Genomic DNA, 26973 nt, shown 5'->3' with positions numbered 1-26973 from the left:
GCGCCCGCCCGCCCCGATGACGTCCCGATCGGCCTGGCCGCCGCCCGGCGCGCCCTGCGGATCACCCGCCGCTCCGCGTCGGCGGTGCTCCCGCTGCCCGCCCCGCCCCACGTGGTCGAGCTCGCCCCGGAGATGAACCTCGCCATCGAGAAGGACACCCCCTGGGGCGTCGGCGAGCCGCTCGGCAAGCTCCTGCCCGGCACCACGGTGACCCGTCTGAACGCCTCGACCGCCACCGGCGGTGCCGTCGAGTCCGTGCTCGCCTCCGCGGTGGACCGCCCCCTGGTCGCCGTCGTCCGCGACGCCCACCGCCACCCCTGGCAGACGGACGCCCTGAACCACCTCCTGGCCGCCCGGCCGGACACCGTCGTGGTCGAGATGGGCCTGCCCGGCCGCTCCGACCTCGGCGCCGTCCACATCGCCACCCACGGGTCGGCCAAGGTCTGCGGTCAGGCCGCCGCCGAGGTCCTCGCCGGGGATCTCCGGCTCTGACATCCGTACGGCCCGCGCCGGCCGGCCGCGCGGCCGCCAGCGGGATCGGACCCGTGGCCGGGTCCTGGGCGACGAGCTAAGGGGCCGGCCACCCGTAGCGCCTGCCGGCGCAGGAAGCTTCAAAGGGCCGGCTACCCGTAGCGCCTGCCGGCGCAGGAAGGCGGCGAGCTTCTCGACGTCGTCGCTCACGCCCGCGGTCGCCGGCTGCCGGCGGTGAGCGGCCGCCAGGGCCGCATGCCCGGCCCGCATCCGCCCTGCACAGGTGGTGCCGGACGGTCATTCCTCGTCAGGCCTCGCAGCCGCTCTCGGTCTCGGCGTCGCAGACGTCGAATCCGCCGACGCCGTTGGCGACGTCGAGGCCGCCGTTGCCGATCAGGGTGTCGTCCTCGGAGCCGCCGTTGAGGCCGTCCCGGCCCGAGCCGCCGTTCAGGGTGTCCAGGCCCGCGCCACCGAGGATCGACGACTGCAGCGACGTGGAGTTGGTGACGGTGTCGTTGCCTCCGAGCAGCGACGCGTCGATGAACTGGATTCCGCTCCCGGTCCCCACGCACTGGGCCACGTTGGCGCCGGACTGCGTACAGCCGGCTCCCGCGCTCACCCCGGACGTGGAGTCAACGGTGATCTTTCCCTGGAACACCCCGATGTTGACCGTCTCGCCGCTGGAGGTGCCGACGATGAACAGCGTGCGCCCGCTGACGTGCACGGACGTACTGGTCGCCGCCTGCGCGGGAATCGTGAGGGCGGCGGCGGCCATGGGGCCGGCCGAGATGATCGCCAGGGTGGCGACAACGCGGTGTACGAACGACATTTGGAATTCCCCGTCTGATGGTCGAATCGTTGACGGGACAAATGAAACCGGTAGTCTCACCCTCCGTCTGCGTCTTCTTACCGGTTGAGTTCGCCCGCTTAGAAGTCCGTCCACCGCCATCCTGATGGGCGGCCAGCCAGGTCCGGGCTGACGACTCTGATCCTGGCGGAGGTCGCGGTGGGCCCGCGGGCCGAGGCGCCCTTGGCCCGCATGATCCTGATTTCCCTGCTCAGCGACGTCGACCACGTGATCGATCTCGAAAGGGCTCTGGTGATACGGGTCGCCGACCCGACGCTGAGTCAGGCCGAGAGACGACTCCTCGACGAGGCCGTGGCGCTGGTGAGATCCCTGCCCTTCCTGCCGCTGGGATCATTGGCCCATGCCGCATACGGATCTTGTCGCGCATTACCGGCATCTACTCGATGTCGCCCAGTGGCTGGATTACACGCTGTCCTGGACTGTCATCCAGCCGCTCGCTGAGCCGATGGACGTCACCGACATAGCCGAGTCGGTCGCGGGGTCCGGCTACGAGATCCAGGAGACGGATGTGGAGGGCGAGGGCCTTTTCATCGACGAGTCCGGCCCGTCGATCATGCTTCTTGACCTTGAAGGTGGCTTTCGCTCACCGCATGAACTGGAACGGCTGAGCATCGGCGCTCGCGTGTGGGATCTGTTCTGGGGCGTCAACGGGCACTCCAGTCTCGTCTACGCGGCCGACGGGCACATTCGTCTCACCATGCCCGACCTGGACCCGCAGGAGGCCTACGGTCCCGATCCGCAGGCGTTGAATCACCTTCTGCGTCTGCTGCCAGAGCCGTTCACCCGGTTATCGAACGCGAGCGCCATGGCTCTCGTCCAGATGGACAGCGGGGCTCACCTGGACCTGGAGTGGTTGGACGACCAGCAACGCAAGGTGATCGTCAGCGCGGACACGTAAGCCACTACCTGCACATTGCATGCCAGTTTGACGCCTTGGGCAGATCGGATGTCTGCGCGCCGCGAACTACACCGCCGCCAACCCGTACCTGATCGCCCAACAGGTCGGCATCGGCTTCGCCCAGGCGTTGGGCGGCGGGTTGGTCGCCGCGATCGACGGCATGAGATTCGTGAGGCTCTCCTGTGCGAGACGAAGACGTCGCGCGCCTCAGTCCTTTCATGAGAAAACACGTCAACGTCCACGGGAAATACTCGTTCACGCCCGTAGGCCCCGCCGGCCCCGGCAAAGGCGCCACCGCCACCCGGCGACTCCGCGACCCCGACGCCCGGGCCGAAGATGACGAAGACGACGAAGACTTCGACGAGGACGACTCCCGGTAGAGAGCCATGCCCCGGTGGCGCCCTTCTCCCGAACGCGCCCTGAGCTCCCGAAGCAGGCCGGTCGAGCGTTCGTCCGGGAGGCGCCGGGACTACCGGGGCCCCCTGCGATCCCGGTCGCAGACGGGGCGCGAGAGGTCATACCGGGGTCGCATACAACTCTCGACATTGGGCCGATGTCCGGCTGAGGTCATTCCGCCACGGTGATCACATGAATGTGACCGTATTCGGCCTGTCCCTCGCAGAGCTCCTGGCCTTGGCGGCCGCCGTCGTGCTGGTGCTGGCCCGCTGGCTGCCGCCCGAGGCGCGCCGACCTTTGACGCTGGCCGGCGCGGCGGCCCTCGCGGTGTCCGCGATTGCGCTGGCCGTGCTCGGGATCCGCTGGCAGCTCCTACCGGTCCTCGCAGGCGGGGCCGTCGCGCTGGCGTTCGCTGCTCCCTCCCTGCTGAGGTGGCGTGCCGGGCGGCCCGCGTGGCGGGCTCGATGGTGGCTGGCCCTGCCGGGATCGGCGGCATGCCTGGCCTTGATCCTCGCTGGCGCGGCGGCGGCGTGGGCACTGCCCCTGCCCGTGTTCCCCAAGCCATCGGGCGCCTACGCCGTTGGCACCACCGTCGTGCAGTGGACCGACCCTGATCGCGCGGAAATCGCCACGTCCCGGACCGATGACAAGCGGACGGTCGTCGTCCAGCTCTGGTATCCCGCGCAGGGCGGTCCCCGGGCCGCCCAGCGGGCGTGGTACCTCGGCCGCACGGCGAAAGAAGCACAGCTCGTCGCCCGCAGCGAGGCCGACTACCTCGGCCTCCCGCGCTTCATTCTCGACGAGCCGTCACGCGCCCGCACGCGCTCGGTGCCCGATGCCCCGGTGGCCGGCGGAGGCGGCCGGTTCCCCGTGGTGCTGTTCTCACCCGGACTCGGAGGAGTGCGCACCCAGAACACCGCCTGGGCCGAGGAACTGGCCAGCCGCGGGTACGTCGTGGCGGCCCTCGACCACCCATACGATTCCGCCGTTGTCACCCTCACCGACGGCCGGACGATCCGTACCCAGGTCGCGGCCACCGGCGACCAAGCGGAGGACGACAGGCGCGCGGCTGGGTGGACAGCGGTCAGGGCCGCCGACCTCAGCTTCGTACTCACCCAGCTCGGCCGCCTGGACCGTGGAGAGATCCCGGGCCTCCTGATCGGGCGGCTCGACACCCGCCGCGCCGCAGCGACCGGCCACTCCCTCGGGGGCGCCGCCGCCCTGCAGGCCGCTCGCCAGGACCCCCGGTTCGCAGCCGTCATCGACCTGGACGGCTTCCCCCGCGACCCCGCGACGCGACCGTTCCACCAGCCCGTGCTCGCGCTGACCCACGACGTCAAACCGGGCGAGGAGCCGGACTACATCCCGCGCCTCACGCGGGTGCTCCAGCTCAGTACGGCGACGGGCTACCGGCTCACCGTCCCCGGCGCGGCGCACCTCACCTTCACCGACGCCCCGCTCTTCATGCCGCCCCTGCCCGCGCTCATCGGCTCCCTCGGCCGGACTGCCGGGCCGCGCATCACCGCGGCGGCCACCGTCGCCTTCCTGGACGCCACACTCCGAGGCGAATCCGGCGGCCTGACCGCAGCCCTGTCCAGGTACGGCCACCTGACCGTCCTGTAGGAGAGGGGCTGTCCGGACGCGGATATGACCCCCAGCCGCAGCAGAAGTGCGCAATCGGGGGCCCACTCAGGGCTCAGGTCCTTCGGGAGACGTCGGGAGACTTCGGGAGACTTCGGGAGATGAGTGGCCCAAAGGAGGGTCAGGGCGTCTGCTGGAGCGCCCCGCGCGCCTTGCTCGTCACCCATGCTGCCCCCGAACCGGCCTGGCGTGCGTTCTGGTTCCGTTGCAGGCCCCCACACCGGCGGTGCGAGCGCGGCTCCGCGCCGTCTCAAAAATGGACATACTTCGTAAAGGCACTACCCGGCCCGATCATGGACGCGGCAGGCGGTCCAGTACGGCATGCGCCTCGGACATGATCCGGCCGATCAGCTCCGCGCAGCTCGGCAGGTCGTCGATCAGCCCGACGACCTGTCCCGAGGCCATGACGCCGAGGTCCGCGCGCCCGTCCACCATGGCGGCGCGCAGCAGCATCGGGGTGTTGGCGGCCTGCAGGACCTGGGCCCAGGTCAGGTCGCGGCCGTGTCTCATCCGGCGGCCCTCGCGCACCATCCCGGCCCAGGACATGCCCGACAGCCGCCTGAACCGGGCTCCGTTGGCGACCGCGCGGAGCAGACGCAGGCGGGAGCGTTCGAGGGAGTCGACGAAGGGGGTGCGCAGGACGCGGTGCGGGACGCCGTCCACCCGGGTGGTGACCACGGTGTCGGACATGCCGAGGTAGACCTCCTTCACCTGGTCGCCGACCGTGGAGTCGGAGGTCAGCAGGAAGCGGGTGCCCATCGCGATCCCGCAGGCGCCGTACGACAGGGCCGCGACCAGCCCGCGCCCGTCGAAGAAGCCGCCCGCCGCGATCACCGGGATGTCCACCGCGTCCACGACCTGGGGGAGCAGCACCGTGGTCGGGACCGCCCCGGTGTGCCCGCCGCCCTCGCCGCCCTGCACGATCACCGCGTCCACGCCCCAGGCGGCGACCTTCTCGGCGTGCCTGCGCGCGCCGACCGAGGGGATCGTCACCACCCCGGCGTCCTTCAACCGGGCGATGAGCTCCTGTTTGGGAGCCAGTGCGAACGACGCGACCCGGACCCCCTCACGGATCATGACGTCGATCCGCTCGCGGGCGTCGTCGGCGTCGGAGCGGATGTTCACCCCGAAGGGGGCGTCCGTCCGCTCCTTGACCGCGCGGATCGCGCCCGTCATCTGCTCGACCGTCATCGTGGCCGCCGCGATGACCCCCAGGCCGCCCGCGCCGGAGGTGGCCGCGGCCAGCCGCGCCCCGGCCACGTATCCCATCCCGGTCTGCACGACGGGATACCTGCAGCCGACCAGCTCGGTCAGCCGGGTGGCCAGGGTGGGTGGCGAGACGCCGGACGGGTCCGAGGCGCCGGCGGAGGCGGGATCGGCGGCGGAGGCGGCCGGTCCCGGGCCGGAGGTCATGCCGGGGTCTCGCGGCCGCGCGAGGGGCCGGGAGCCTGGCGGCCCTGCGAGGAGGCGGGGGCCCCGGGGGCAGGTGAGCCGGGGTCGGGGACCTCGCGCTCGCGCAGGGAGCCGGGGTCGAGGACCTCGCGGAGGACACGGAGCTCCTCGGCGGTCGGCATACGGGTCCGGGGCACCGGGTCCGGCACGGCGAGCGGGAAGCCGGTTCTGTCCACGACCTCCTCCACGGTGACCCCCGGATGGACCGAGGCCAGGCGCATCGAGTGGTCGGGGCTGTCGAAGTCCAGAACCGCCAGGTCGGTGACCACCCGGCGCAGGTCGTGGTGGCGGTAGGCGCTCGGTCCCGCCTCGGCCGCGCGGTCGTGGCCGACGCCGCTGACCATGTCCACCTTCGGGACGAACACGCGGGGCGAGTGCCGGGGGATCCAGTAGCTGGTCGGGTCGCACACGGTGTTGCCCGGGGCGCCCCGCACACCGAGGAGCTGGGAGCGGGGCCGGGCCCAGTCGCCGATGCAGGAGATGTTGCTGTTGCCGTACCGGTCGATCTGGCTGGCCCCCAGCATGACGTGCCGCCTGCCGTTGAGCACCAGCCACAGATGGTCCCGGAACGGCAGCCAGCCCTCGACCACCTGGGGCGTCTCGCCCAGCGGCGGTACGTCCCCGGTCAGCAGGCATGTCCCGTCGTGGGTGATCAGGTCGGGCTCGAACGTGAGCCGGGCCAGCCGGGCGGCCAGCACGGTGATCGCGCCGCCGATGCCCGCGGCGAGGATCTCCCCGTCCCCCCGGAACGCCTCCGCGCATGCGACGACGCACACCTCGGCGCGCGTGGCGGTGATCGTCGTCACAGGTCCCTCCTGAGATCCGATGTCGTGTGCGCGGCGCCGGACGCGGCGCCGGAGCGCCGCGGCGGCCGTGGCCCGGCGCTCACGCGCTCTCCCGCGACAGCCGTACGGCCTCCTGGTAGGCGGCCTCGTCGCCGGACAGGTAGCGCTCCCGGAACGCCTTCCACGCCTCCGGATCGGAGGCCGCGGCCACGTAGGCCCGCTGGAAGGCCTCGTCGCGGTCGTAGTCGGGCTCGCAGCTGGAGAAGTGGGCGCCGCCGGGCGTCTCCACCACGCCGGTCACCATGGACCTGCTGATCAGCAGCGACTGGACCGGCCCCTCCTTCAGCAGGTCGGCGGTGTCCACCAGGCGCTCGCAGGAGACGTAGCAGCGCTCGGCCGCCTTGGCGTAGAGGTCGTCGAAGTAGGGGTCGGGGCCGAGGTACTGGGCGTTGCCGCGATGGTCGGCCCGGTTCAGGTGGACGAGGGCGACGTCCATGGTCAGCGCGGGGACCGCGATCAGCTCCTCGCCGTCGGGGTAGGGCGAGCGGACGGTCCGCAGGCCGGGGTTGACCCGCGTCACGTCCGAGCCGAGTCCGGCGCGGGTCGGCAGGAACGGCAGCCGGTGCGCGGCCGCGAGCAGGCCGAACATGAACATGCCCTCGTCGTACTCGGTGAAGTCCACGGCGGCGCTCTGCCGGGCGATCCGGAAGTGCGGTTCGAGGGGGATCGAGTCGAGCGTGACGAACGGCGCGATCACCCTGCGGACCTTGCCGTGGGCGCACAGCAGCCCGACGTCCGCGCCGCCGTAGGAGACGATCGTCAGGTCGTCGAGCGGGGACCGGCAGATCGCCCTGACCAGGGCCATCGGCTTGCGCCGCGAGCCCCAGCCGCCGATCCCGACCGTCATGCCGCTCCGCAGTGACCCGACGACCTCCTCGACCGTCATCACCTTGCCGGTCATCGCCCCTCCTCGTCCGGTGTGCCGTCCGTCCCGGAGACGAACGCCTCGCGGTGCCTGTCGCCGGCGCCCATCAGGTTGAGCTCGAAGGTGAAGCCCTGCTCGAACCGGTAGCTGCGCCTGACGTCGATCGGGTCGATGCCGTTCAATGATTCCTTGGCCCGGCGGATGACGTAGGGGTCCTTGCCGGCGATCGCGGAGGCGACCTCGAAGGCGGCGTCGCGCAGCTTGTCGCGGGGGACGACCTCCAGCACCGAGCCGAAGGCGTGCAGCTCGGCGGCGGTGACGTTGCGGCAGGTGTAGACCATGGCGCGCATCAGGTGCTGGGGGACCAGCCGGGCCAGATGGGTGGCCGCGCCCAGCGCGCCGCGGTCCACCTCCGGCAGGCCGAAGTAGGCGTCCTCGCTGGCCACGACGATGTCGGCGTTGCCCGCCAGGCCGACGCCGCCCCCCAGGCAGAACCCGTGCACGGCGGCGATCACGGGGACCTCGCACTCGTACACCGCCGCGAACGCCGCGAAGCACCCCCGGTTGGCCCCGACCAGCGCGGCGTGCCCGGGGGTGGCCTGCATCTCCTTGACGTCCACCCCGGCGTTGAATCCCCGGCCCTCCGCGCGCAGCACCACGGCGCGGGTGCCGGGGTCGTGCCCGGCCTCCCGCACGGCACGTGCCAGCTCGAACCAGCCCGAGACGGTCAACGCGTTGACCGGGGGCACCTCCACGACCACCTCGGCGACCGGTCCGCCGCCGTGCAGAGTGATTCCCATCGCGCCTCACTGTTGGCACCTAACGCTTGCTTGGTACGGTAGCACGCGACGGGCCGGGCGGAAGATGGTGAGGCGTCATGCGGATCTCCTACGACTACGCCGGGTCGGTCGTGCTGGTGACCGGCGGGACCAAGGGGCTGGGCGCCGGGATCGCCGGGGCCTTCCTGGCCGCCGGGGCCCAGGTGGTCGTGTGCGCGCGCAAGGAGTCGCGGGCGCTGCCCGAGGGCGCCCGGTTCGTCGCCGCCGACGTGCGGGACCCGGCGGAGGTGGACCGGCTGATCGGGGAGATCGAGGAGCGGCACGGGCGGCTCGACACGGTGGTCAACAACGCGGGCGGCTCGCCGTACGCGCCGCTGGCCGGGACCTCGCCGCGGCTGCACGCCCGGATCGTCGAACTCAACCTGACCGCCCCGATGCTGGTCGCCCAGCGCGCCCACCCGCTCCTGGCCGCGGCCGGCGGCTCGGTCGTCATGATCGGCAGTTCGAGCGGCGCGCGCCCCTCGCCCGGCACCTCCGCCTACGGCGCCGCCAAGGCCGGCCTGCACCATCTGGCCGCCTGCCTGGCCGCCGAGTGGGCGCCGCGCGTCCGCGTCAACACGGTGGTCGTCGGCCTCGCCGAGACCGAGAACGCGACCGGCCACTACGGCGGGCCCGAGGGCGTCAGGCGGATGGGCGCCACCATCCCCGCCGGCCGGATGGCCCTGCCCGGGGACGTGGCCGGGGCGTGCCTGTGGCTGGCCGCCCCCGGTTACGTGACCGGGGCCGAGATCCTCCTGCACGGCGGCGGCGAGATCCCCGCCTGGCGGGAGATCGCATCTGGACACGGTGGATGAACTCCCGGAAAACTCTGCATGATCACGGCGAAAGGGACCTGCTTGACTCCCTCCCCGGGGCTGAAGCCCGGGGTCTCCACACCCAAGGAGATTTGATGAGCGGTATCTGCGACGGACGTGTAGTGATCGTGACCGGGGCCGGGCGCGGCATCGGGCGGGAACACGCCCTGGAGTTCGCCAGGCAGGGGGCGAAGGTCGTGGTCAACGACCTCGGCACCGGACCCGGGGGAGACGGCCGGTCCGGCGGGCCCGCGCTGGAGGTGGTCGAGGAGATCCGCGACCTGGGAGGCCGGGCGGTGGCCAACAGCGACGACGTCGCCGACTGGGAGGGCGCGGAGCGGCTGGTCAAGGTGGCGCTGAGCGCCTACGGGCGGCTGGACGTGCTGGTGAACAACGCCGGGTTCCTCCGTGACCGGATGCTCGTCTCGATGACCGAGCAGGAGTGGGACGAGGTGATCCGGGTCCACCTCAAGGGCCACTTCCTGCCGCTGCGGCACGCCGGGGCGCACTGGCGGGAGCGGGCGAAGGCGGACGGCCCCGTGGACGCCCGCGTGATCAACACCTCCTCCGGGGCCGGGCTCCTCGGCAGCGTCGGACAGGGCAACTACGCCGCGGCCAAGGCGGGCATCGCGGCCCTCACCCAGGTGGCCGCCGCCGAGCTCGGACGCTACGGCGTCACGGTGAACGCGATCGCCCCGGCCGCGCGGACCCGGATGACCGAGGAGGTCTTCGCCGCGACGATGGCCAGGCCCGAGGGCGGGTTCGACGCCATGGACCCGGCCAACGTGGCGCCGCTGGTGGCCTGGCTCGGCTCGGCCGCCTCCGCCCACGTCACGGGGCGGGTGTTCGAGGTCGAGGGAGGGATGATCTCGCTCGCCGACGGCTGGAGGCACGGCCCCCGTGCGGACAGGGGCGCCCGCTGGGAGGCCGCCGAGATCGGCGAGGCGGTCGCGAAACTCCTGAGCGAGGCGGCCGAGCCGGAGCCCGTCTACGGCGCCTCATCACCATGACCCGGCCCCCTGTGCCTCGATGACGTCCGGGCAGGCGGAACCCCCACCGGCCGCCCGGACAAGGGCGACGGCCCCTCTCCAGCCATCAGGGGCGCGTGTCGAAGTCTCCTGCCTTCACCCGGCCGAGGAAGGCGGCCCAGTCCGCCGAGGAGAAGACGAGCTTGGGCCCGCCGGGGTCTTTGGAATCCCGGACGGCTACGACATCGTCCATATCCGCGACTTCCACGCAGTCCCCGTTGCCTCCGCTGCGCGAGCTCTTCCGCCACACGGCGTTCGTCAGGTCTACCGGGTCGGACATCGCGGTTCCCTTCCAATGGACACTCACGACAGAATCTTCGACGCGTCCATCAGCATAGCTGTGGTGTCCGCCGGGCTGAGGGCCGCTGCTCGGAGGTAATCGAACACCGTCACGTACCGTCGAACATCTGCGGCATCCTCCAGATACAAGCCGCTGGACATGTTCTCCAGGTAGATGACGTCCAGGTCGCTCGGGGCCGGAAATCCCACGATGGTGAACGATCCCGTCATCGCCGGATGCGCCCCGGCTCGGTAGGGGAGTATCTGAATCATGACGTTAGGGCGCCGGTTGGCTTCGGCGAGATGGTGGAACTGGTCGGCTGTGATCTGAGCTGTTCCCACGTGCTGATGCACCACCCCTTCGCCAAGAATGACGGACAGTTCCAACGGATCTTGACCTGTGAGTCGTTTCTGACGCTCCATCCGTACGGAGGCTCTGCGTTCGACGTCTTCCGGAGTGTCTCCGGGACGTGAGGCCGCAATCACCGATCGTGCGTACTCTGCGGTCTGCAGCAGTCCGGGAACCAGTGTCTGCTGGTAGGTCCTTGTGGATGCGGCTTCGGCTTCCAGCCCGATGAGCGTCGCGTACTCGCCTGGCAGCACGTCTCCGTAGTTCTGCCACCATCCCCGCTGCCGTGCCTCCTTGGCCAGAGCCAGCAGCGGTTCCCGACCGGTTTCGGCAACGCCGTACATGTCCAGGAACGCGCGGAGGTCTCTCGGCCGGATGCCCCTGCGGCCGGTCTCCATCCGGCTGATGGAGGCCGCCGTGAGATCCATGCGCTCGGCGACTTCCTGCATGGACAGCCCGTGCTCGATGCGCAGCCGTCGCAGCTCCGAAGCCAATCGGCGTCTACGCACGGTGGGGCTCGTGTCGGCGGCCATGGCCGTACCTTCTTTCGGCTCTCGGGTTTGGAAACTGCCGATGGAAACTTCCTGAGGTAACTACCAAAGAGATGCGGCCTGCGGTAGCTTCCACGCAGTGTAGCCGAATGATTACGGAGGGGGAGTGGTGATACCAACGCCGATACAAAAGCACGACTCGCGAGAAGCGCGGTTCATCCACCTGGTGCGGCTCGGCTGGGATCTGCGAGGTCTCGGGGTCCGTACCTCGCTGGTGGTGCCCGTCGGCGGGCGGCCGGTCCTGGAGATCGTGCCGACGGGTGAGAGCCGCATCCGCATCACGGTCATCCGCCGTGCCTGCGGATGGGCCTTCACCTGGCGCCCCTGGTGGGCGCGGCTGTGGCGGCCGGGCCAGTGGATATGGGCCGAGGCGGACAACGCGGCCGACGTCATCGCCTCGGCGGTGATCGCATGAGTGTGCCTCAGCAGACCGTCTGTCGGCATGAACGTCAGCGGGCGACCTCCGCCCGCTGGAGCGCTCTGCGCCTGCTCGCCCACGCGGAGTTCCCCGGCACGCCGTACTCGGTTTCCACGGTGCGTCTGTGGGTGCGCGACCTGCTGTCCGGGAGGATCGCCGACGCCGTCCTCGACGACGTGGTGCTGCTGCTGAGCGAGGTGGTCACCAACGCCGTCGTCCACTCCGACTCGGGACGCATGCCCGGCGGCTCGGTGATGGTCTGCCTGGGTGTCGGCGGCGGCATGGTCCACGTCGAGGTGATCGACGACGGGTCCGCGACGAGCGTTCCCTTCATCCGCGCCGCCAACGCCGACAGCGACGGCGGGCGCGGCCTGTTCCTGGTGGAGATGATGGCGTCCGGATGGGGCACCCACCACGACGACGAGGCGGGCAACGCGGTCTGGTTCCACGTGGCGGACGACACGGCGGCCACATTCGCATCCGCCGCAGGCCGCCTGCCGGGAAATGAGCGCCGCTGAGACGCTCCGGCGATGCGTTCCCGGCAAACGATCGCCGCCGCCCCCTTACGGTGGCCGACCCTGCGCTCCTTCCGGAAGTGACGCGTCAGCTACGGCGACGCCCCTGAACGGCCGCGCCGCGATCGCTTCAGCGTCATCGAGCCCGCCGGGCGGACGGAAAGGGAGCGGCTACGGCCCGCACGCCGTACGGCGGAGCAGAGAGGCGCGGAGGTGGACGGGTGTTCCGGCCGGCGTATAAAAGCCCGCAACCGTCGCGCCCGCCAGGCCGGAGGCCTGAACCACGAGACGGCGACTGAGACGGCCGGCCGGAACACCCGCCCACCGCAGCGCGCGTCAGGCGGTGGTGGCGGCACCGTTCAAACCCTGCTCCGACCCGGGACCGCTCATTCGTGCGGCTCCACGCGGGGAAGGTCAAAAGCGCGGTGAGGGCTGGTGGGGTGGCCGGGGCCGCTCATCCATGYGRCGCCGTACGGGGTGGAAGGTCAGAGCCGGTGGGGTGGCCGGGGGCCGCTCATCCATGCGGCGCCGTACGGGGGAGCCACGCTCTGTCCGACCCGCAGGATGCGGTTAATGTCTGGGTGTGTGCCTTTGTGTAAGGTCCTTCGTATTCAGTTGGTACTGACATAAGAGGCATTCCATGAGCGTTTCCGCAGCCTATGTGACCTTTGCCGACCCGGACGGGGTCGACGACGAGCAGGAGCCCACCCTCGCCGCCTGGGCCGAGGCCGGGATCACCGGGCATGTCGTGCGCTGGGACGACCCCGAGGTTGACTGGGCCGCGTTCGACGCCGTCGTCGTCCGCAGTGTCTGGGATTACGTGGACCGGCGGGCGGAGTTCCTCGACTGGGCCCGCCGGGTCGAGTCCGTCACCCGGCTGCTCAACCCGGCCGCCGTGCTGGAGCGCAACACCGACAAGACCTACCTGCGGGATCTGAAGGCACCGGCCATCCCCACCTACTGGGTCGCGCCGGGTGAGGCCGTGGACTTCCCGGTCCTCGACGAGTACGTGGTCAAGCCCACGGTGTCGGCCGGGGCCCGCGACACGATCAGGACCGGGGACCGGCAGGAGGCCGAGGCGCACGCCGCCCGGCTGGCCGCCGAGGGGCGGACCGCGATGATCCAGCCCTACCTGGACATGGTCGAGACCGAGGGGGAGACCTCGCTGCTCTACTTCGGCGGCCGGTTCAGCCACGCCATCCGGCGCAACCCGATGCTGGCCGGCAACGCCACCACGCCGGGGGAGGGGAACGACCACGGCGAGCTCCGCACCCCCGACCCGGACCAGGTCACGCTGGCCGAGCAGGTGCTCGCCGAGTTCCCCGGCGTGCTCTACGCCCGCGTCGACCTGGTCCGTCTCCCCGACGGCAGCCCGGTCCTCATCGAGCTGGAGCTCACCGAGCCCTACCTGTTCCTGCGCTACGCCCCCGACGCGGCGGCCAACCTGGCCCGCGCGCTGGCCGAAGCGCTCTGACCGCAGGGTCACCATACAACCGGCCGGAGCCGCCCGCCGGAGACCACCCGCGTGCGGCGCCGTACAGCGTGCGCCCCGTTTCCAGGGCGCCCGCCGTACGGGTCACTGCGGCAGGACGACCGCGAGCGGGGACACTCCGGCGGTGCGTAGCGCGCCCGGGAGCCTGCCCGCCCAGGGGTGCTCGTGCAGGCCGAGGCCGCCGGGGTTGGCGACCGTGAACCGGACCGCGCCGCCGGTGGCGGCCTGCTCGGCCCAGGTGGCCCCGAAGCCGTTCAGGGCCGTGCGGACCTTGTCCCCGTCGGCGGCGGGGACCGTGAGGCGGATCGGCGACTCCCGGTCCGGGATGGCCGCCGCGGCACGGGAGGCGTCGGGCGCGGGGACGAGCGCCCGCGCCCGGGTGGCGGGCAGGTCGGCGGTGATCGCGTTGGCGACGATCTTCGCCGTGCCGTCGGTGAAGGCACGGAAGTTCGGCTCCGCGGCGAACAGCACCGCGTGGCCGCTGCCCACCGGCTCGTCCACCACGGCCGCCGTCCCGCCGAGCTCCCCGGCGCCCAGAGCGAAGCCGGACAGGAACCAGTCGGGCGAGTCCGCCGCCGGGTAGGACGCCACCACGTGCGCGGGGTCGGCGGCCCGCATCACCAGGTCGTAGGCGTAGAACTGCATGACGCTCGACCCGACGCCCTCGCTCAGCGGCCCTCCGGCCACGGTGGTCCGCAGGAGTGAGCCGGGCACGTCGGAGGAGGGCTCGGCCAGCGTCACGCCGGAGATCCCCGCCAGCGCGGCGAGCTGGGCGCCGCCCGACCAGCCGACGTACCGGCCGCCCCGGCCGACCCAGTCCTTCAGCGCGGTACGGCCGGCCTCGCCGAGGGCGGTCGCGGCCGCGTTGGCCGGGCCGTCCGGCACCAGCAGCACGTCCACGTCGCCGAGCTTGCCCGCGGCGACGTCGGACGGGACGAGCACCTTGTAGGGCAGCTTCCAGTCGCGGTCCAGGCGGTGGCGGAGCCAGCCGCTGGACTCGCCGGCGTTCTGCGCGGCGCTCGCCATCTGCAGCACGCCGACCCTGCGCGGGGTGGTGAGCCGGGCCGAGGGGGCGGCCACCGGCCGGACCGGGGTGGCGGCGGGCAGCAGCACCTGGCCGGAGGAGCCGCCGGAGACGTTGCCCAGCAGCGGCAGGCTCCAGGCGGTCACGTCGTAGAAGTAGGGGAACGGGGTGTAGGTGTCCTCGTTCAGCATGCCCTGGATCCAGTGCTTCTGGCCCTGGGCCAGCGGGATCCAGTAGGTGCCCCGGGGCAGGGTGGTGCGCGCCTCGGGCCTGCCGTACGCCTTGAAGTCCTTGACCGTCAGCGGCCTGGCCAGTTTGTACACCTGGACGTCCATGCGCTGCAGGCGACGGACGACGAGGTCGGTCTCGGCCTTCTTGGCCGGGTCGTCGGCGCGCAGGAAGTAGTGGCGCACCTTGCGGTCGGGCACCTGAGTGATGACCTCGTTGCCCGGGTTGTAGACCTGGTTCGGCTCCAGCCGGCCTTCGAGGCCCTGCTTCAGGGCGTCGGCGTACATGCCGTGCCAGGTGGTGAGGATCTCGGTCTTCCTGGCCGCCGCCGCCGACAGGGAGACCCACTGGGTGAGCCACTGCTCGAAGGTCCGGGCGGCGATCGGCGAGGCGTTGCCCTTCTCGAAGGTCATGCCCGCCGCGTTGAAGCCGGTCGTCGGGACCGTGTCGCCGTAGCCCATGTAGAACATGTCGTAGACGTCGCGGTTGAAGAACGGGATCCCGCGCCGGGTGAACTCGCCGATCATCGCGGCGCCGTAGGTGTTGTTGATCCAGTCGACGGTCGGCTCGGCGATGTCGTGGTAGATCGGGTCGGCGTTCGGCGGGAAGAAGTATTCGGTGCCGCCCATCTCGTGGGCGTCGATGAAGAGCTGCGGCGGATACTTCCGCATGAGCTCGATCTTGCCGTCGGTCTCCGGCTGGGTGCGGGCGAACCAGTCGCGGTTCATGTCGAAGGCGTAGGCGTTGCGCCGGGTGTCGGCCTCGCGGCCGTCGGGGTTCTGCGTCGGCAGGATCACCACGACGGCGTTGTCCAGGATGCGCCCGGCCGCGCAGTCGTCCCGTCCGGCCAGGTCGTAGAGGGTCTTGAGGGCGGCGTCGGTGCCGCTCTCCTCGCCGCCGTGCACGTTTCCGGCGACCCAGAGGATCGCGGGCGTGTTCCTGGCGAGGGCCCTGGCCGCGGGGGCGGGGGTGAGCGGGTTGCGCAGCAGTTTGATCGAGGCCTCGATCGCGCGCAGGTTGCGGATGTTGCGCGGGGTGCCGACGATCGCGTACTTCAGCGCGCGTCCCTCGGCGCTGGTGGCCAGCGTGCCGGAGGTGACCCGGTCGCTGGCCCGGTCGATCGCGGTCAGCAGGGTGTCGGACTCCGCCGTGGTGACCTCGCGTTCGCCGAGGTCGAAGCCGAGCACGCTCTTGGGCGTGGGCACTTTGCCGTGGTAGACGGGGGTGGTCCGGGTGGCGTCGCAGGTGGTGACGGGGGATGTGACCGGGGTGGGCTCCGCCTGAGCGGCCCCGGCGGGAAGGGCGATGGCGACGGCCATGACGGCCGGTGCGATCACCTTGAGGCGGTTCACCATGTGATCACGCTGTCATCTGGGACGAATGACAACAAGATATGAAATTTCACACTTGTGTTACGGGTGAGGCTTCAAGGGCACACCGCAGAGGTCAGCAGGGTCATGGCCGCCTGATGATGGTCCCGGGAGAACGGGGTGATCGACAATGTGACCTGGCGCGAACCGTCGGCCGAGTCGAACGCCACCACGAGGAAGCCCGGACCGCCGCCGTGGCCGAACGCAGTGCCGCAGGGCAGGGGCGCCGGCTCCGGCCCGTACCCCTTGGTCGTGCCGGGGTCCTTCATCGATTGCCAAGGGCTGCAGCAGTTCTCCCCTGGCCGCATCAGCCGGTTTTGGCCGAGCCGGCCTGGTGATGCTGACCGTTGGGCGCAATGACGCGCTGACAGCGGCGGGGGCGTTCCGCCGGAAGCCTGTTCCATGGATCGGCTCAGTCAGGGCTGTGATCGTTGATGGGGCGAGGGCCGATCTGGCGCGCTGTCCGGGCGAAGGCGCGAATGAGCGGGCTCTCCGCTCCGGTGCGCCAGACGAGTACCCATTCGGTCAGCGGGGCGTCCAGGATCGGCAGCAGGACGATGCCGGGATGGGTGTAGTAGCGCGCCACGTGCGCGTTGAGCGGGCACATGCCCTGACCAGAGGCGACGAGGCCGAGAACCTCGTGAAAGGTCTTGGCGGCGGGACCGCGAGGTACGGGGCGTCCGCTTGGCGTGTGACCGGGCGCCATGGCCTCGATCCAGTAGTCCGGCGGCCCTGCCGCGGGAGCGAGGGTGGGATGGTCGCCGAAGTCCTCCATCGAGGCCGCCTCCTTGACGGCCATCGGATGGTCGGCCGCGATCGCGAGCACGCGGCCCTCGGTCAGCGTGACGGGGCCGACGGTCATGCCGGGTTCGCGGACGGGCGACCACATCAGTTGCATGTCGACGGCATTTTCGCGCAGGGGGGTGAAGGCGTCGGCGAAATGGAACTCCTGGAGCTGGACGTCGCAGTTGAGATGGCGGGCGCGGAACGCGTCGATCACCGGGCGCAGTTCGTTTCCCAGCGCGCCCATGACACCCAGCCGGAGTGTCCCACTCGCTCCGAGGCCCGAGGCGGTGGCGCGGGCGAGACCGGCCTGGATCAGGTCGTATCCCTGCCGGAGGTCGTCGCGTAGCCGGCAGCCGATCGGGGTCAGGGTCACCGTACGGCTGGTGCGGTCGAACAGGGCGGCGCCGATGCGTCGCTCCTGTCTTTTGATCGACTGGCTGACCCGCGCCGAGGACACGTGCAACCGCTCGGCGGTCCGGCCGAAGTGCAGCTCCTCGGCCAGAGTCAGGAAGATCTCGATGTCCCGAAACTCCATGAACGCCCATATTTCGTTAAGTGCCAGGTTACGGAACGCTACCTGATCTGGTGTTGATCCCGATCAGGGTGGTGCCCGACGCTGGGGGCTGCCTGAAAACACCTTTTTGGCTTGCTTTGTAAGGAAACCGCAGATGTCCCTGATCGTGCCGGACTTCGACGAGTCCGTGATCGTCCGCTCCGCCGAGGCCGAAGTGATCGGCCGGGCCCCGACCACCATCCGGCTGCTGGCCGACAGCGGCTCCACCGGCGGCGCTCTGTCCGCGCAGCGGGTCACCCTGATCAACGGCGCCGACGGCGCCAAGCCGCACCACCACGCGGGCTCGGCGGAGCTGTTCTACATGCTGGAGGGCACCGCCCAGCTGCTGTCCGGCGACCAGGTCGTCACCGCCGGACGCGGCGACCTGGTCATCGTGCCGCCCGGCCTGGCGCACGCCTTCGCGGCCGCCCCGGGTGAGGACGCCGACATCCTCATCGTCATCACCCCCGGCGTCGAGCGGTTCGAATACTTCCGCCACCTGGAGCGCGTCGCCTACGGCAAGGTGCCGCCGGAGAGCCTGCTGGAGGTCCAGGAGCTCTACGACACCTACTTCCGTGACAGCACCGCCTGGAAGAACCGTCCTTCGGCATGAGGAAGATCCTTCACACGGCGCACATCTACATGATCGTCGGTGTGGTCAGCGGCCTGTACTACCGCGAGATCACCAAGCTGAACGACTTCACCGGCGACACTCAGCTCGGGGTCGTGCACACGCACCTGCTCGCGCTCGGGATGTTGTTCTTCCTCATCGTGCTGATGCTGGAAAAGACCTTCACCCTGACCGCCAGCAGGCTCTTCACCTGGTTCTTCTGGGTCTACAACGCGGGCTTGGCGCTGACCGTGCTCATGATGACCGTCCACGGCACCCAGACCGTGCTCGGCGCGCAGACGAGTCCGGTGATCTCCGGTGTCGCCGGACTGGGCCACATCCTGCTGACCGTCGGCCTGATCCTGCTGTTCACCAACCTCGGCAAGCGACTCCCGGCCAAGACCGGCTGAGCGGGATCCATGGGGTCCGCCCGCGGTCCGGTCAAAGACCCGGGACCCTAGGACGTCGTCCCGTGGGCGGAGATGCCGCCGTCCACCGGGATGATCGCCCCGGTCACGTAGGCGCCCGCCCGTGACGACAGGAAGATCGCGGTTCCGGCCATGTCCTCCGGAGTGCCGATCCGGCCCAGCGGCACGTGGGACTCGATCGCTGAGCGGGTGGCCGGGTCGTCGAGCGCGAAGGCCATCATCTTCGACTCGAACGGGCCCGGCGCGATGGCGTTGACCGTGATCGACTCCCGGGCCAGCCGCTGGGACAGGTGCCGGGTGAGCATGTGCACGGCGGCCTTGGCCGCAGAGTAGGCGTAGTTCTCCATGGAGGGCACCCGGATCCCGTCGATCGACCCGATGTTGATCACTCTGGCCGGGTCGCCGGGGCTCGCGGCGGCGCGCAGCAGCGGCAGGAACCGCTGGGTCAGGTGGAACACGCCCTTGACGTTGATCCCCCAGAGCTTGTCGAAGGCGTGCCCGGGATACTCCTCCAGCGGTGCGCCCCAGGTCGCTCCGGCATTGTTGACCAGCACGTCCAGCCGTGACTCCCGCGCGGTGACGGCGTCGACGAGCGCGGAGACGCCCTCCTCGGTCGACAGGTCGGCCGGCACGGCCACGCATCCCAGCTCGGCAGCGGTCTTGCCGACCTCGGCGGCCTTGCGTGAGGAGATGTAGACCGTCGCCCCGGCCGCCACGAAACCGGCCGCGATCATCCGGCCGATCCCGCGCGATCCACCGGTGACGACGACGGTCTTGCCTTCCACCGAGAACAGAGTCATGTTCCGCAGCATGCCGCACCTCCGGCGACCCGTCCATACCGAGCGGTTGGTTGAAAAATAATGTCACGTAAAGAAACGAGAATGAAACAATTTTCCACCACTCGTTGACATGCCCCGTCTCTATGGTGTGCCTTCGTCTACAACGGCTCACCGGCTCGAAGATGGGGCACCACCATGACGAGAATGGGCGCGCGGCTGGCCGCGCTTGGACTGACGCTGCTACTGGCGATACTCCCGGCGACGCAGGCACTGGCCAGAAAGGCGCCCGAACCGGGGAAGAAGATCGTGCGGCTGGGCGTGACCCAGGCCGTCGACTCGATGAACCCGTTCCTGGCGGTCCGGATAGTCTCCTCGTCGATCCACCGCTGGATGTACGGGTCCCTCACCACCCCCGACCCCAAGACCCTGCAGCCCAGCCCCGACCTCGCCGAGTCGTGGGAGACGTCGGACGACAAGCTGACCTGGACCTTCAAGATCCGCGCCAACGCCAAGTGGTCGGACGGCAAGCCCGTCACCGCCCAGGACGCGGCGTGGACCTTCAACACGGTCATGACCGTCGACGCGGCCAAGCAGGCCAACGGCCCGGCGGTGGAGAACTTCGAGAGCGTCACGGCGACCGACGACCGGACCCTGGTCATCAAGACCAGGAAGCCGCAGGCCTCGATGCTGGAGAACCCCATCCCGATCGTGCCCAAGCACGTCTGGGAGGCCGTCGGCGACATCGGCAAGTTCGAGAACGACACGTCTCCGGCCGTCGGCGCCGGCCCGTTCATCGTGGCCGAATACAAGAAGGACACCTACGTCAAGCTGAAGTCCAACCCCGGCTACTGGCGCGGCGCCCCCAAGATCGATGAGCTGCACGTCATCTTCTACGAGAACCCCGAGGCCGCCAACGCGGGCCTGAAGAAGGGCGAGATCGACCTGATCGGCCGCCTGGCCGCTCCCCAGTTCGAGGCCCTGGCGGGCGACCCGAACATCGTGCAGTGGAACACCCAGGGCCGCAGGGCCACCTACCTGCAGCTCAACCACGGCGCGCAGACGATCGACAACAAGCCGGTCGGCGACGGGCACCCCGCGCTGAAGGACCCGAAGGTACGGCAGGCCATCCACTACGCGATCGACAAGAAGGCCCTGGCCGACCAGGTGCAGAGCGGTCTCGCCGTGCCGGCCGACGGGTCGATCGTCCCGCCGATGTACCAGGAGTTCTTCTGGAAGGCCGAGGGCGACGACCTCGTCACCCACGACATCGCCAAGGCCAACGAGATCCTCGACGAGGCCGGCTACAAGAAGGGCGCCGACGGCGTCCGGACGATGCCCGACGGCAAGCGCAAGCTGGAGATGCGCTTCAGCATCCACACGGACACGCCCGTCGAGGACAAGATCGCGCAGTTCCTGACCGGCTGGTTCAAGGAGATCGGCATCCCGCTCTCGACCAGGAAGCTCGACGCCAACAAGTTCACCGAGGAGACCGGTTTCACCGGCCTGTTCGACATCGCGATCAGCGGCTGGTCGGTCAACCCCGACCCCGAGGAGGTCCTGGCCACCCATCTGTGCAGCCGCAGGCCCACGGCGAGCGGCGAGGGCGGCGGCACCGAGTCGTTCTACTGCGACCCGGAGTACGAGAAGCTCTACCAGGAGCAGCTGAGCGAGCTCGACCGGCCCAAGCGCGCCGAGATCATCAAGCTGATGCAGAAGCGCCTCTACACCGACGCCCCGGTCATCGCCATCTACTACCCGAACAACCTCGAGGGCTACCGCAAGGACCGGATCACCAGCATCACCCCGATCCCCGAGGACAAGGGCATCCTGTACGGCGGAAGCGGCTACTGGCCCTTCTACTCCCTGGACGCGGTGGCGGCCCCGGCCGACTCGGCCGACGGCGGCTCCGGCACCGGCCTCGTCGTGGGTGTCGTCGTGGCCGTGGTGGTCGTCGGCGCGGCCGGGTTCCTCCTGGCCAGGCGGCGTCGCTCCGTAGCGGACGAACGCGAGTGACGTCCCGATGACAGTCCCTCCCGACACCCTCCTCGACCCCGGGCCCGCCGCCGACCCGGCGGCGGGCCCGGGGAAGGGGCGCGGCGCCCGCCGGCCGGTGCTGCGCTACGCGCTGGCGAAGATCGGCGGGGCCGCGCTCAGCATCGGCATGGTCATCGTCGCGACGTTCTTCCTGTTCCGGCTGATCCCGGGTGACCCCGCGATCGCCTACACGCGCGACGTGCCGCTCAGCCCCGAGCAGCTCGACCTGCTCCGCCGCCAGATGGGGCTCGACAAGCCCCTGATGCAGCAGTTCTTCGACTTCGTGACGCGGACCCTCCGGCTGGACCTCGGCACCTCCTACGAGTACAAGCGCCCGGTCACCGAGCTCATCGCCGACCGGGTGGGCCCCACCCTGGTGCTCGTGGGCACCGGACTGGTCATCGCGGTCAGCCTGGGCCTGTGGCAGGGCACGAGGGCGGCGTGGAACCACGGGAGCCGGTTCGACCGCTTCTCCACCGGCCTGTCGCTCGTCCTGTGGTCGGTGCCGACCTTCTGGCTCGGGCTGCTGCTCCTGATGGTCTTCGCCGCCGGGGTGGGGCCGATACCGGGGATCTTCCCCACCCGGGGCATGGAGGACGTCGACGCGCCCGGCGGGCCGCTGTACCTCCTCCACGTCGCCCACCACCTGGTGCTGCCGTGTCTCACCCTGGTCGCCGTGGTCTACGCGCAGTACCTGCTGGTCATGCGCTCCTCGCTGCTCGACGAGATCGGCCAGGACTACGTGACCACCGCCAGGGCGAAGGGGCTGCGCGACGACGAGGTGCGGCGGCGTCACGCCGTGCCCAACGCGCTCCTGCCGACCGTCACGCTGGTCTTCATCCACATCGGGTTCGTGGTGGGAGGGGCGGTGTCGGTGGAGACCGTCTACTCCTGGCCGGGCCTCGGCCTGCTGTTCTACGAGGCGATCAAGGGCCCCGACTTCGCGGTCATGCAGGGGACGTTCATGGTGGTGTGCACCGCGGTGATCGTCATGAACACGCTGGCCGACGTGGCCTACCACGTCCTGGACCCGAGAGTGAGGTCGGCGTGAGCGTCACCCGGACCCGCCGCAAGGCGGCGTTCTCGCGCTTCCGGCGGGAGTACCTCCGGCAGCGGGCCGGACTGTACGGCGCGGCGATCCTCGTCGCGGCCGTCGTCCTGGCCCTCCTCACCCCGCTGATCACCGACCCGGCCGGCATGGACGTCACCAAGGCGACGGGCGCCAAGATGTCCCCCCCGAGCCTGGACTTCCCGATGGGCACCGACGAGTCGGGCCGCTCCGTCCTGCTGATGGTCCTGTGGGGCTCGCGCGTCTCCCTGCTGATCGGTTTCATGTCGGCCCTGCTCAGCATGACCATCGGCACGGTGATGGGCATCGCGGCGGGGCACTTCCGCGGCTGGGCGTCGGCCGTGCTCATGCGGATCACCGACTGGTTCCTGGTCCTGCCGTCGCTCGTGCTGGCCCTGGTGCTCGCGGCCATCCTCGGCGGCGGCACCTCCACGATCATCCTGGCGATCGGCGTGACCTCCTGGGCGTCCACGGCGAGGCTGATCAGGGCGCAGACCCTGTCCGTCGAGGCCAGGCCGTACATCGAACGCTCCAGAGCCCTCGGCGCGGGGCACTGGCACATCATGACCAGGCACGTCCTCCCGAACGTCGCCCCGCTGGTGCTGGCCAACACGACCCTGCAGGTGGCCAGCGCCATCGTCGCCGAGTCGACCCTGGCCTTCCTCGGCGCGGACTCGGGCAGCGTCTCGTGGGGCGGCATGCTGCGCGGCTCCTACGACTGGRGAGCCGCCACCTCCGGCGCGTGGTGGTACGTCCTCGCGCCCGGCCTGTGCATCGTCGCGGTCGTCATGGCGTTCACGCTGTGCGGCCGGGCGCTGGAGGCCGTACTCAACCCACGCCTGCGGGGGGCCTCCCGATGAGTCTGCTTCAGCTGCGCGACGTCGCGGTGACCTACCGGGCCGCCTCGGGCGGGGTGCCCGCCGTGCGGGGGATCTCCCTGGACCTGGCCGCGGGCCAGGCCCTCGGCGTGGCGGGGGAGTCGGGGTCGGGCAAGTCGACGCTGGCCATGGCCCTGCTGCGCCTGCTGCCCAAGGACGCGCGGGTGACCGGGGAGATCCTGCTGGACGGCGAGGACGTCCTCACGATGAAGTGGGGGCGGCTCCGCGCGGTGCGGTGGGCGTCGGCCTCGGTGGTCTTCCAGGGAGCCCAGCACGCCCTGAACCCGGTGCGGCGGATCGAGGACCAGATCGCCGAGCCGCTGCTGGTCCACGGGCTGGCGACCCCGGCCGCGGCGCGGAGGAAGGTGGCGGAGCTGCTGGAGCAGGTCGGCCTGCCCGCCTGGCGCGCCCGGAGCCACCCGCACGAGCTGTCCGGCGGGCAGCGCCAGCGCGTGATGATCGCCATGGCCCTGGCCTGCTCGCCACGCCTGATCATCGCCGACGAGCCGACGACCGCTCTGGACGTGATGATCCAGGCGCAGGTGCTCGCGCTGATCCGCTCGCTCATCGCCGAGCACGGCATCAGCCTGATCATGATCTCTCATGACCTGTCGGTCCTGGCCTCCATGTGCGACCGGCTGGCGGTCATGTACGCCGGGCGCGTGGTCGAGTCGGGCCCCTCGCACGAGGTCTTCCAGGACCCCCGGCACCCCTACAGCCGGGCGCTGGCCGAGGCCTTCCCCACGGTCGGGGACCCCGCCTCCCGGCTGGCGCCGAAGGGGCTGGGCGGCGACCCGCCCGACCCCGGGCGCCTGCCCGCCGGCTGCTCCTTCCACCCGCGGTGCCCGGTCTCCCTGCCCTCGTGCGCGTCGCGCGAGGTCGAGCTGTGGCCCGCGGGCGAGAGCCGTACCGCCGCCTGCGTGCACGTCCTGTCGACGGAGGAGAAGATCGAAACCCCCGGCATCTCGGTCATGCGACCGGCGAAGGAGGACGCATGACCCTGCTCGAAGCCCGGGACCTGCACATGGAGTTCGCCTCACGCGGGCGGCGCGCCCGCGCGGTGGACGGGGTGAACCTCGAGGTGGGGGAGGGGGAGATCGTCGCGCTGGTCGGCGAGTCCGGCTGCGGCAAGACGACGCTGGCGCGCACCCTGCTCGGCCTGGAACGGCCCACCTCGGGGTCGGTCCTGTACGGCGGGACGCCCCTGTCCTACTCCTCGCGCGCGCTGAAGGCCTACCGCCGCGAGGTGCAGCTCGTGCTGCAGGACCCGACGGGTTCGCTCAACCCCCGGCACACCGTCTACGAGGCGGTGGCCGAGGGGCCGCGCATCCACGGCATGCCGGACGAGGAGGAGCGGGTCGCGTCGGCGCTGTCGCGTGCCGGGCTGCGCCCGCCGGAGCGGTTCTTCCACTCCTACCCCCACGAGCTGTCCGGCGGCCAGCGGCAGCGCGTCGTCATCGCCGGGGCCCTGGCGCTGGACCCCCGGGTCCTGGTCGCCGACGAGCCGGTGGCCTCGCTGGACGCCTCGGTCCGCGGCGAGATCCTCGCCCTGATCCTCCGGCTCCGCGACGAGCTGGGGCTGTCCGCCCTGGTCGTCACCCACGACCTCGGGCTGGCCTGGAACATCGCCGACCGCGTCGCCGTGATGTATCTCGGCAGGATCGTCGAGTCGGGGCCCGTCGAGCAGATCCTGACGTCGCCGTCCCACCCCTACACGCAGGCGCTGCTGTCGGTCCTGCCGGAGTCGCAGGCGCCTGTGGTGCTCGGCGGCGAGCCGCCGGACCCCACCCGGATCCCGAACGGCTGCCGCTTCCACCCCCGCTGCCAGGTCCTCGCCGCGGGCACGGCGGCCGAGGCCGGGGTCGACGGCCGGTGCGGGTCACAGCTCCTGCCCGTGCTCTCCTCCTCGGCGGACTCCCAGGTCGCCTGCCACTACGCCGGAGCGCGCCGGCGGTAGCCGCGCCTCCGGCGTCCCCGGGCGACCCCTGCCCGCCCGAGGCGGCCGGGGTCGCCGTTCCGGCGCCGGGTCAGAGACCGGGCAGGCGGCCGTTGCGGAACAGGTCGACGAAGAGCTGGTGGTCGGTCCTGGCCTGCGCGCCGTAGGAGTGGGCGAAGTCGACGAGCATGCCGGTGAAGCCGTCGGCGTCGCCGCCGATCACGGCCACGATCGCGTCCTCGGTGGAGAAGTCGACCAGGTCGTGGCTGGACTCGTCGTCGGCCACCGAGTGCATGCGGGCCACGGCCCGGCCGAGGTCGCCGATCACCGAGGCGAGCTCGTCCGGCTCGTTGACGTCGCCCCAGTCCAGGTCGGCGGAGTAGGGGGAGACCTCGGCGACGAGCTGGCCGACGCCGTTCAGCGTGGTGTAGCCGAGCCAGGGGTCGGCGTAGGCCTGCAGGGCCCGCTGGGACTCGGCGGTGCGGTGGCCCTGGTGCTTGAAGTAGCCGTGCACCTTCTCGTCGGTGATGTGCCGGGCCACGGCCGGGACCTGGGCCTGCTTCATGTAGAGGATGACGTCGTTCTCCAGGGCCTGGGTGTGGCCCTCCAGCAGCATGTTGTAGGAGGGCAGCCCCGCCGAGCCGATGCCGACGCCCGTGCGGAGCGCGAAGTCCTTGATCTTGTGCTCGATCTCGGAGACCGCGGGGAGAGTGGTCAGGTAGTCCCGGAAGGCCGCCTCCACCGTGTGCCGGGTCTCCTCGTCCACCGGGAAGCGGCCGTCCATGGCGGCGAACCTGCGGTCGAAGTTGTCGATCGTGGTCTCGGTGTCCAGCAGCGCCACCCGGGTGTTCAGCCGGGCCACCTGGAGCACCCGGTGGAGCACGCCGGTGGTGGTCTCCAGGGTCAGCGAGCCGATCGCGTCGTCCCCGCCCTCCGAGATGGCGGTCAGCTCGGCGAGGTAGGCGTGGGCGAACCCGGACACCAGCTCGGTGATCACTCCGTCCGACAGGGCCTTGGCGTACCCGATGAGCGCGACGCTGGCCGCGAACCGCTTGAGGTCCCAGACGTAGGGCCCGACATAGGCCTCGTCGAAGTCGTTGACGTTGAAGACCAGCACGCCCGAGGCGTTCATGTAGGTGCCGAAGTTCTCGGCGTGCAGGTCGCCGTGGATCCACACCCGGCCCGTCTGGCCGTCGAGGAAGGCGTCGTCGGCGAAGGCCCCGGTCATGTCCGCGTAGAAGAGGCTGGCGCTGCCCCGGTAGAAGGCGAACGGCGAGGCCGCCATCTTCCGGAACTTGCGCCGGAAGGCGGCGGGGTCGCGCTTGATGGAGTCACCGAACTCGGTGATCAGGACGTCGAGAATGTGCGCCGAGCGCCCATCGGTGGTCATGATGCGCACGTTAGAGGGAAAGACCGGAATCCCGCCAGCTGTGGGACGTCACGGATGTGGAACGCGCCAACGAAGAGAACAGGGGGAAGAAGGGGAGGGGACATGCGGGAGTCGGCTTCCCCTCCGGCGGTCGTCGCAACGCCCCAGCTCAGGGAGCGCGACGGACGTCGGGATCGCGGCTCAGGGG

Annotated in this window: 27 protein-coding genes and 1 pseudogene; 16 read left to right on the top strand and 12 right to left on the bottom strand. The window is 70.7% G+C overall.

Translation table 11 applies throughout. The features are described 5' to 3' along the window. Positions 1 to 492, top strand: a pseudogene (locus tag CA984_RS25455) (glycoside hydrolase family 3 protein); the annotation flags it as partial. Positions 493 to 778: 286 nt separating this feature from the next. On the opposite strand, the gene CA984_RS25450 reads toward CA984_RS25455, so the two are convergent. Further along, the gene (locus tag CA984_RS25450) at positions 779 to 1300 is read right to left on the bottom strand and encodes a calcium-binding protein (protein ID WP_086576069.1); all 522 of its coding nucleotides are present in this window, start codon (positions 1298 to 1300) and stop codon (positions 779 to 781) included. Between the two features lie 379 nt (positions 1301 to 1679). Between CA984_RS25450 and CA984_RS25445 the strand changes: the two genes are divergently transcribed. The 3 genes from CA984_RS25445 to CA984_RS25435 all read left to right on the top strand — a co-directional run bounded on the left by CA984_RS25445 (position 1680) and on the right by CA984_RS25435 (position 4256). Then, on the top strand, positions 1680 to 2237 hold the full coding sequence (locus tag CA984_RS25445) for a hypothetical protein (RefSeq protein ID WP_086576068.1): 558 nt from the start codon (positions 1680 to 1682) through the stop codon (positions 2235 to 2237). 218 nt (positions 2238 to 2455) lie between these two features. Next, positions 2456 to 2617: a hypothetical protein gene (locus CA984_RS47300; RefSeq protein WP_207621027.1), complete on the top strand. Its 162-nt coding sequence runs from the start codon at positions 2456 to 2458 to the stop codon at positions 2615 to 2617. Between the two features lie 208 nt (positions 2618 to 2825). After that, on the top strand, positions 2826 to 4256 hold the full coding sequence (locus tag CA984_RS25435) for an alpha/beta hydrolase family protein (protein WP_086576067.1): 1431 nt from the start codon (positions 2826 to 2828) through the stop codon (positions 4254 to 4256). A gap of 309 nt (positions 4257 to 4565) precedes the next feature. Here the strand turns inward: CA984_RS25435 and CA984_RS25430 are convergent, their stop codons facing one another. From CA984_RS25430 to CA984_RS25415, 4 genes are all read right to left on the bottom strand, one after another. Then, the gene (locus tag CA984_RS25430; protein WP_242676156.1) at positions 4566 to 5687 is read right to left on the bottom strand and encodes an NAD(P)H-dependent flavin oxidoreductase; all 1122 of its coding nucleotides are present in this window, start codon (positions 5685 to 5687) and stop codon (positions 4566 to 4568) included. Further along, positions 5684 to 6532, bottom strand: coding sequence for a CoA-transferase subunit beta (locus CA984_RS25425; protein ID WP_086576066.1), 849 nt, complete (start codon positions 6530 to 6532; stop codon positions 5684 to 5686). Before CA984_RS25425 ends, CA984_RS25430 begins: the two co-directional genes overlap by 4 nt. A gap of 79 nt (positions 6533 to 6611) precedes the next feature. Next, positions 6612 to 7472, bottom strand: coding sequence for a CoA transferase subunit A (locus CA984_RS25420; protein ID WP_086576065.1), 861 nt, complete (start codon positions 7470 to 7472; stop codon positions 6612 to 6614). Next, a complete protein-coding gene (locus CA984_RS25415) occupies positions 7469 to 8236 on the bottom strand; it encodes an enoyl-CoA hydratase family protein (protein WP_086576064.1) in 768 nt (255 codons plus the stop codon). The genes CA984_RS25420 and CA984_RS25415 overlap by 4 nt, the downstream gene beginning before the upstream one ends. A 77-nt stretch (positions 8237 to 8313) precedes the next feature. On the opposite strand from CA984_RS25415, the gene CA984_RS25410 reads away from it, so the two are divergent. Beyond that, the gene (locus CA984_RS25410; protein ID WP_086576063.1) at positions 8314 to 9069 is read left to right on the top strand and encodes an SDR family oxidoreductase; all 756 of its coding nucleotides are present in this window, start codon (positions 8314 to 8316) and stop codon (positions 9067 to 9069) included. Between the two features lie 95 nt (positions 9070 to 9164). Next, positions 9165 to 10079, top strand: coding sequence for an SDR family oxidoreductase (locus CA984_RS25405; protein WP_086576062.1), 915 nt, complete (start codon positions 9165 to 9167; stop codon positions 10077 to 10079). Positions 10080 to 10164: 85 nt separating this feature from the next. Here the strand turns inward: CA984_RS25405 and CA984_RS25400 are convergent, their stop codons facing one another. Continuing rightward, positions 10165 to 10377 carry a DUF397 domain-containing protein gene (locus tag CA984_RS25400; protein ID WP_086576061.1) on the bottom strand — a complete coding sequence of 71 codons (213 nt, stop codon included), beginning with the start codon at positions 10375 to 10377 and terminating at the stop codon, positions 10165 to 10167. A 23-nt stretch (positions 10378 to 10400) separates the two neighbouring features. Beyond that, entirely contained in the window at positions 10401 to 11258 is an 858-nt protein-coding gene (locus tag CA984_RS25395; protein ID WP_086576060.1) for a helix-turn-helix domain-containing protein, read from the bottom strand. Between the two features lie 124 nt (positions 11259 to 11382). On the opposite strand from CA984_RS25395, the gene CA984_RS25390 reads away from it, so the two are divergent. The 3 genes from CA984_RS25390 (at position 11383) to CA984_RS25380 (ending at position 13683) form a co-directional block, all read left to right on the top strand. Then, positions 11383 to 11691: a hypothetical protein gene (locus CA984_RS25390; protein ID WP_242676155.1), complete on the top strand. Its 309-nt coding sequence runs from the start codon at positions 11383 to 11385 to the stop codon at positions 11689 to 11691. Beyond that, positions 11688 to 12212 (top strand): ATP-binding protein, encoded by a 525-nt coding sequence (locus CA984_RS25385; protein WP_165781401.1) that lies wholly within the window; start codon positions 11688 to 11690, stop codon positions 12210 to 12212. Before CA984_RS25390 ends, CA984_RS25385 begins: the two co-directional genes overlap by 4 nt. A 637-nt stretch (positions 12213 to 12849) precedes the next feature. After that, positions 12850 to 13683, top strand: coding sequence for an ATP-grasp domain-containing protein (locus CA984_RS25380; protein WP_086576058.1), 834 nt, complete (start codon positions 12850 to 12852; stop codon positions 13681 to 13683). 102 nt (positions 13684 to 13785) lie between these two features. On the opposite strand, the gene CA984_RS25375 is transcribed toward CA984_RS25380, so the two are convergent. The 3 genes from CA984_RS25375 to CA984_RS25365 form a co-directional block, all read right to left on the bottom strand. Continuing rightward, positions 13786 to 16308: a M14 family zinc carboxypeptidase gene (locus CA984_RS25375; RefSeq protein ID WP_086576057.1), complete on the bottom strand. Its 2523-nt coding sequence runs from the start codon at positions 16306 to 16308 to the stop codon at positions 13786 to 13788. A 71-nt stretch (positions 16309 to 16379) separates the two neighbouring features. Further along, entirely contained in the window at positions 16380 to 16592 is a 213-nt protein-coding gene (locus tag CA984_RS25370; protein ID WP_086576056.1) for a hypothetical protein, read from the bottom strand. A gap of 143 nt (positions 16593 to 16735) precedes the next feature. Beyond that, a complete protein-coding gene (locus CA984_RS25365) occupies positions 16736 to 17644 on the bottom strand; it encodes a LysR family transcriptional regulator (protein WP_086576055.1) in 909 nt (302 codons plus the stop codon). Positions 17645 to 17777: 133 nt separating this feature from the next. Here CA984_RS25365 and CA984_RS25360 point away from each other — a divergent pair, with 133 nt between their 5' ends. Both CA984_RS25360 and CA984_RS25355 read left to right on the top strand, forming a co-directional pair. Beyond that, positions 17778 to 18275, top strand: a complete 498-nt coding sequence (locus CA984_RS25360) for a cupin domain-containing protein (protein WP_086576054.1) — start codon at positions 17778 to 17780, stop codon at positions 18273 to 18275. Next, positions 18272 to 18682: a DUF2871 domain-containing protein gene (locus CA984_RS25355; protein WP_086576053.1), complete on the top strand. Its 411-nt coding sequence runs from the start codon at positions 18272 to 18274 to the stop codon at positions 18680 to 18682. The genes CA984_RS25360 and CA984_RS25355 overlap by 4 nt, the downstream gene beginning before the upstream one ends. Positions 18683 to 18729: 47 nt before the next feature. Here the strand turns inward: CA984_RS25355 and CA984_RS25350 are convergent, their stop codons facing one another. Next, positions 18730 to 19500, bottom strand: coding sequence for an SDR family oxidoreductase (locus tag CA984_RS25350; protein WP_086576071.1), 771 nt, complete (start codon positions 19498 to 19500; stop codon positions 18730 to 18732). A 174-nt stretch (positions 19501 to 19674) separates the two neighbouring features. Here CA984_RS25350 and CA984_RS25345 point away from each other — a divergent pair, with 174 nt between their 5' ends. From CA984_RS25345 to CA984_RS25325, 5 genes are read left to right on the top strand one after another with little or no spacing between them, the layout of a single operon-like run. Then, positions 19675 to 21492, top strand: coding sequence for an ABC transporter substrate-binding protein (locus CA984_RS25345; RefSeq protein ID WP_086576052.1), 1818 nt, complete (start codon positions 19675 to 19677; stop codon positions 21490 to 21492). Positions 21493 to 21499: 7 nt separating this feature from the next. Next, positions 21500 to 22564 carry an ABC transporter permease gene (locus CA984_RS25340; protein WP_086576051.1) on the top strand — a complete coding sequence of 355 codons (1065 nt, stop codon included), beginning with the start codon at positions 21500 to 21502 and terminating at the stop codon, positions 22562 to 22564. After that, positions 22561 to 23442 (top strand): ABC transporter permease, encoded by an 882-nt coding sequence (locus CA984_RS25335; protein ID WP_086576050.1) that lies wholly within the window; start codon positions 22561 to 22563, stop codon positions 23440 to 23442. The genes CA984_RS25340 and CA984_RS25335 overlap by 4 nt, the downstream gene beginning before the upstream one ends. Continuing rightward, the gene (locus CA984_RS25330; RefSeq protein WP_086576049.1) at positions 23439 to 24458 is read left to right on the top strand and encodes an ABC transporter ATP-binding protein; all 1020 of its coding nucleotides are present in this window, start codon (positions 23439 to 23441) and stop codon (positions 24456 to 24458) included. Before CA984_RS25335 ends, CA984_RS25330 begins: the two co-directional genes overlap by 4 nt. Then, the gene (locus CA984_RS25325) at positions 24455 to 25417 is read left to right on the top strand and encodes an ABC transporter ATP-binding protein (protein WP_086576048.1); all 963 of its coding nucleotides are present in this window, start codon (positions 24455 to 24457) and stop codon (positions 25415 to 25417) included. The genes CA984_RS25330 and CA984_RS25325 overlap by 4 nt, the downstream gene beginning before the upstream one ends. A gap of 70 nt (positions 25418 to 25487) precedes the next feature. Here CA984_RS25325 and CA984_RS25320 read toward each other — a convergent pair whose 3' ends face one another. Then, positions 25488 to 26786 carry a DUF2252 domain-containing protein gene (locus CA984_RS25320; RefSeq protein WP_086576070.1) on the bottom strand — a complete coding sequence of 433 codons (1299 nt, stop codon included), beginning with the start codon at positions 26784 to 26786 and terminating at the stop codon, positions 25488 to 25490. Positions 26787 to 26973: the final 187 nt, after the last annotated feature.

Origin of the sequence: Streptosporangium minutum (assembly GCF_002149035.1) — a bacterium.
GTDB classification, from domain to species: domain Bacteria; phylum Actinomycetota; class Actinomycetes; order Streptosporangiales; family Streptosporangiaceae; genus Streptosporangium; species Streptosporangium minutum.
The sequence above is the reverse complement of the archived record's forward strand: the minus strand, read 5'-3'. Positions and strand labels throughout refer to the sequence as shown.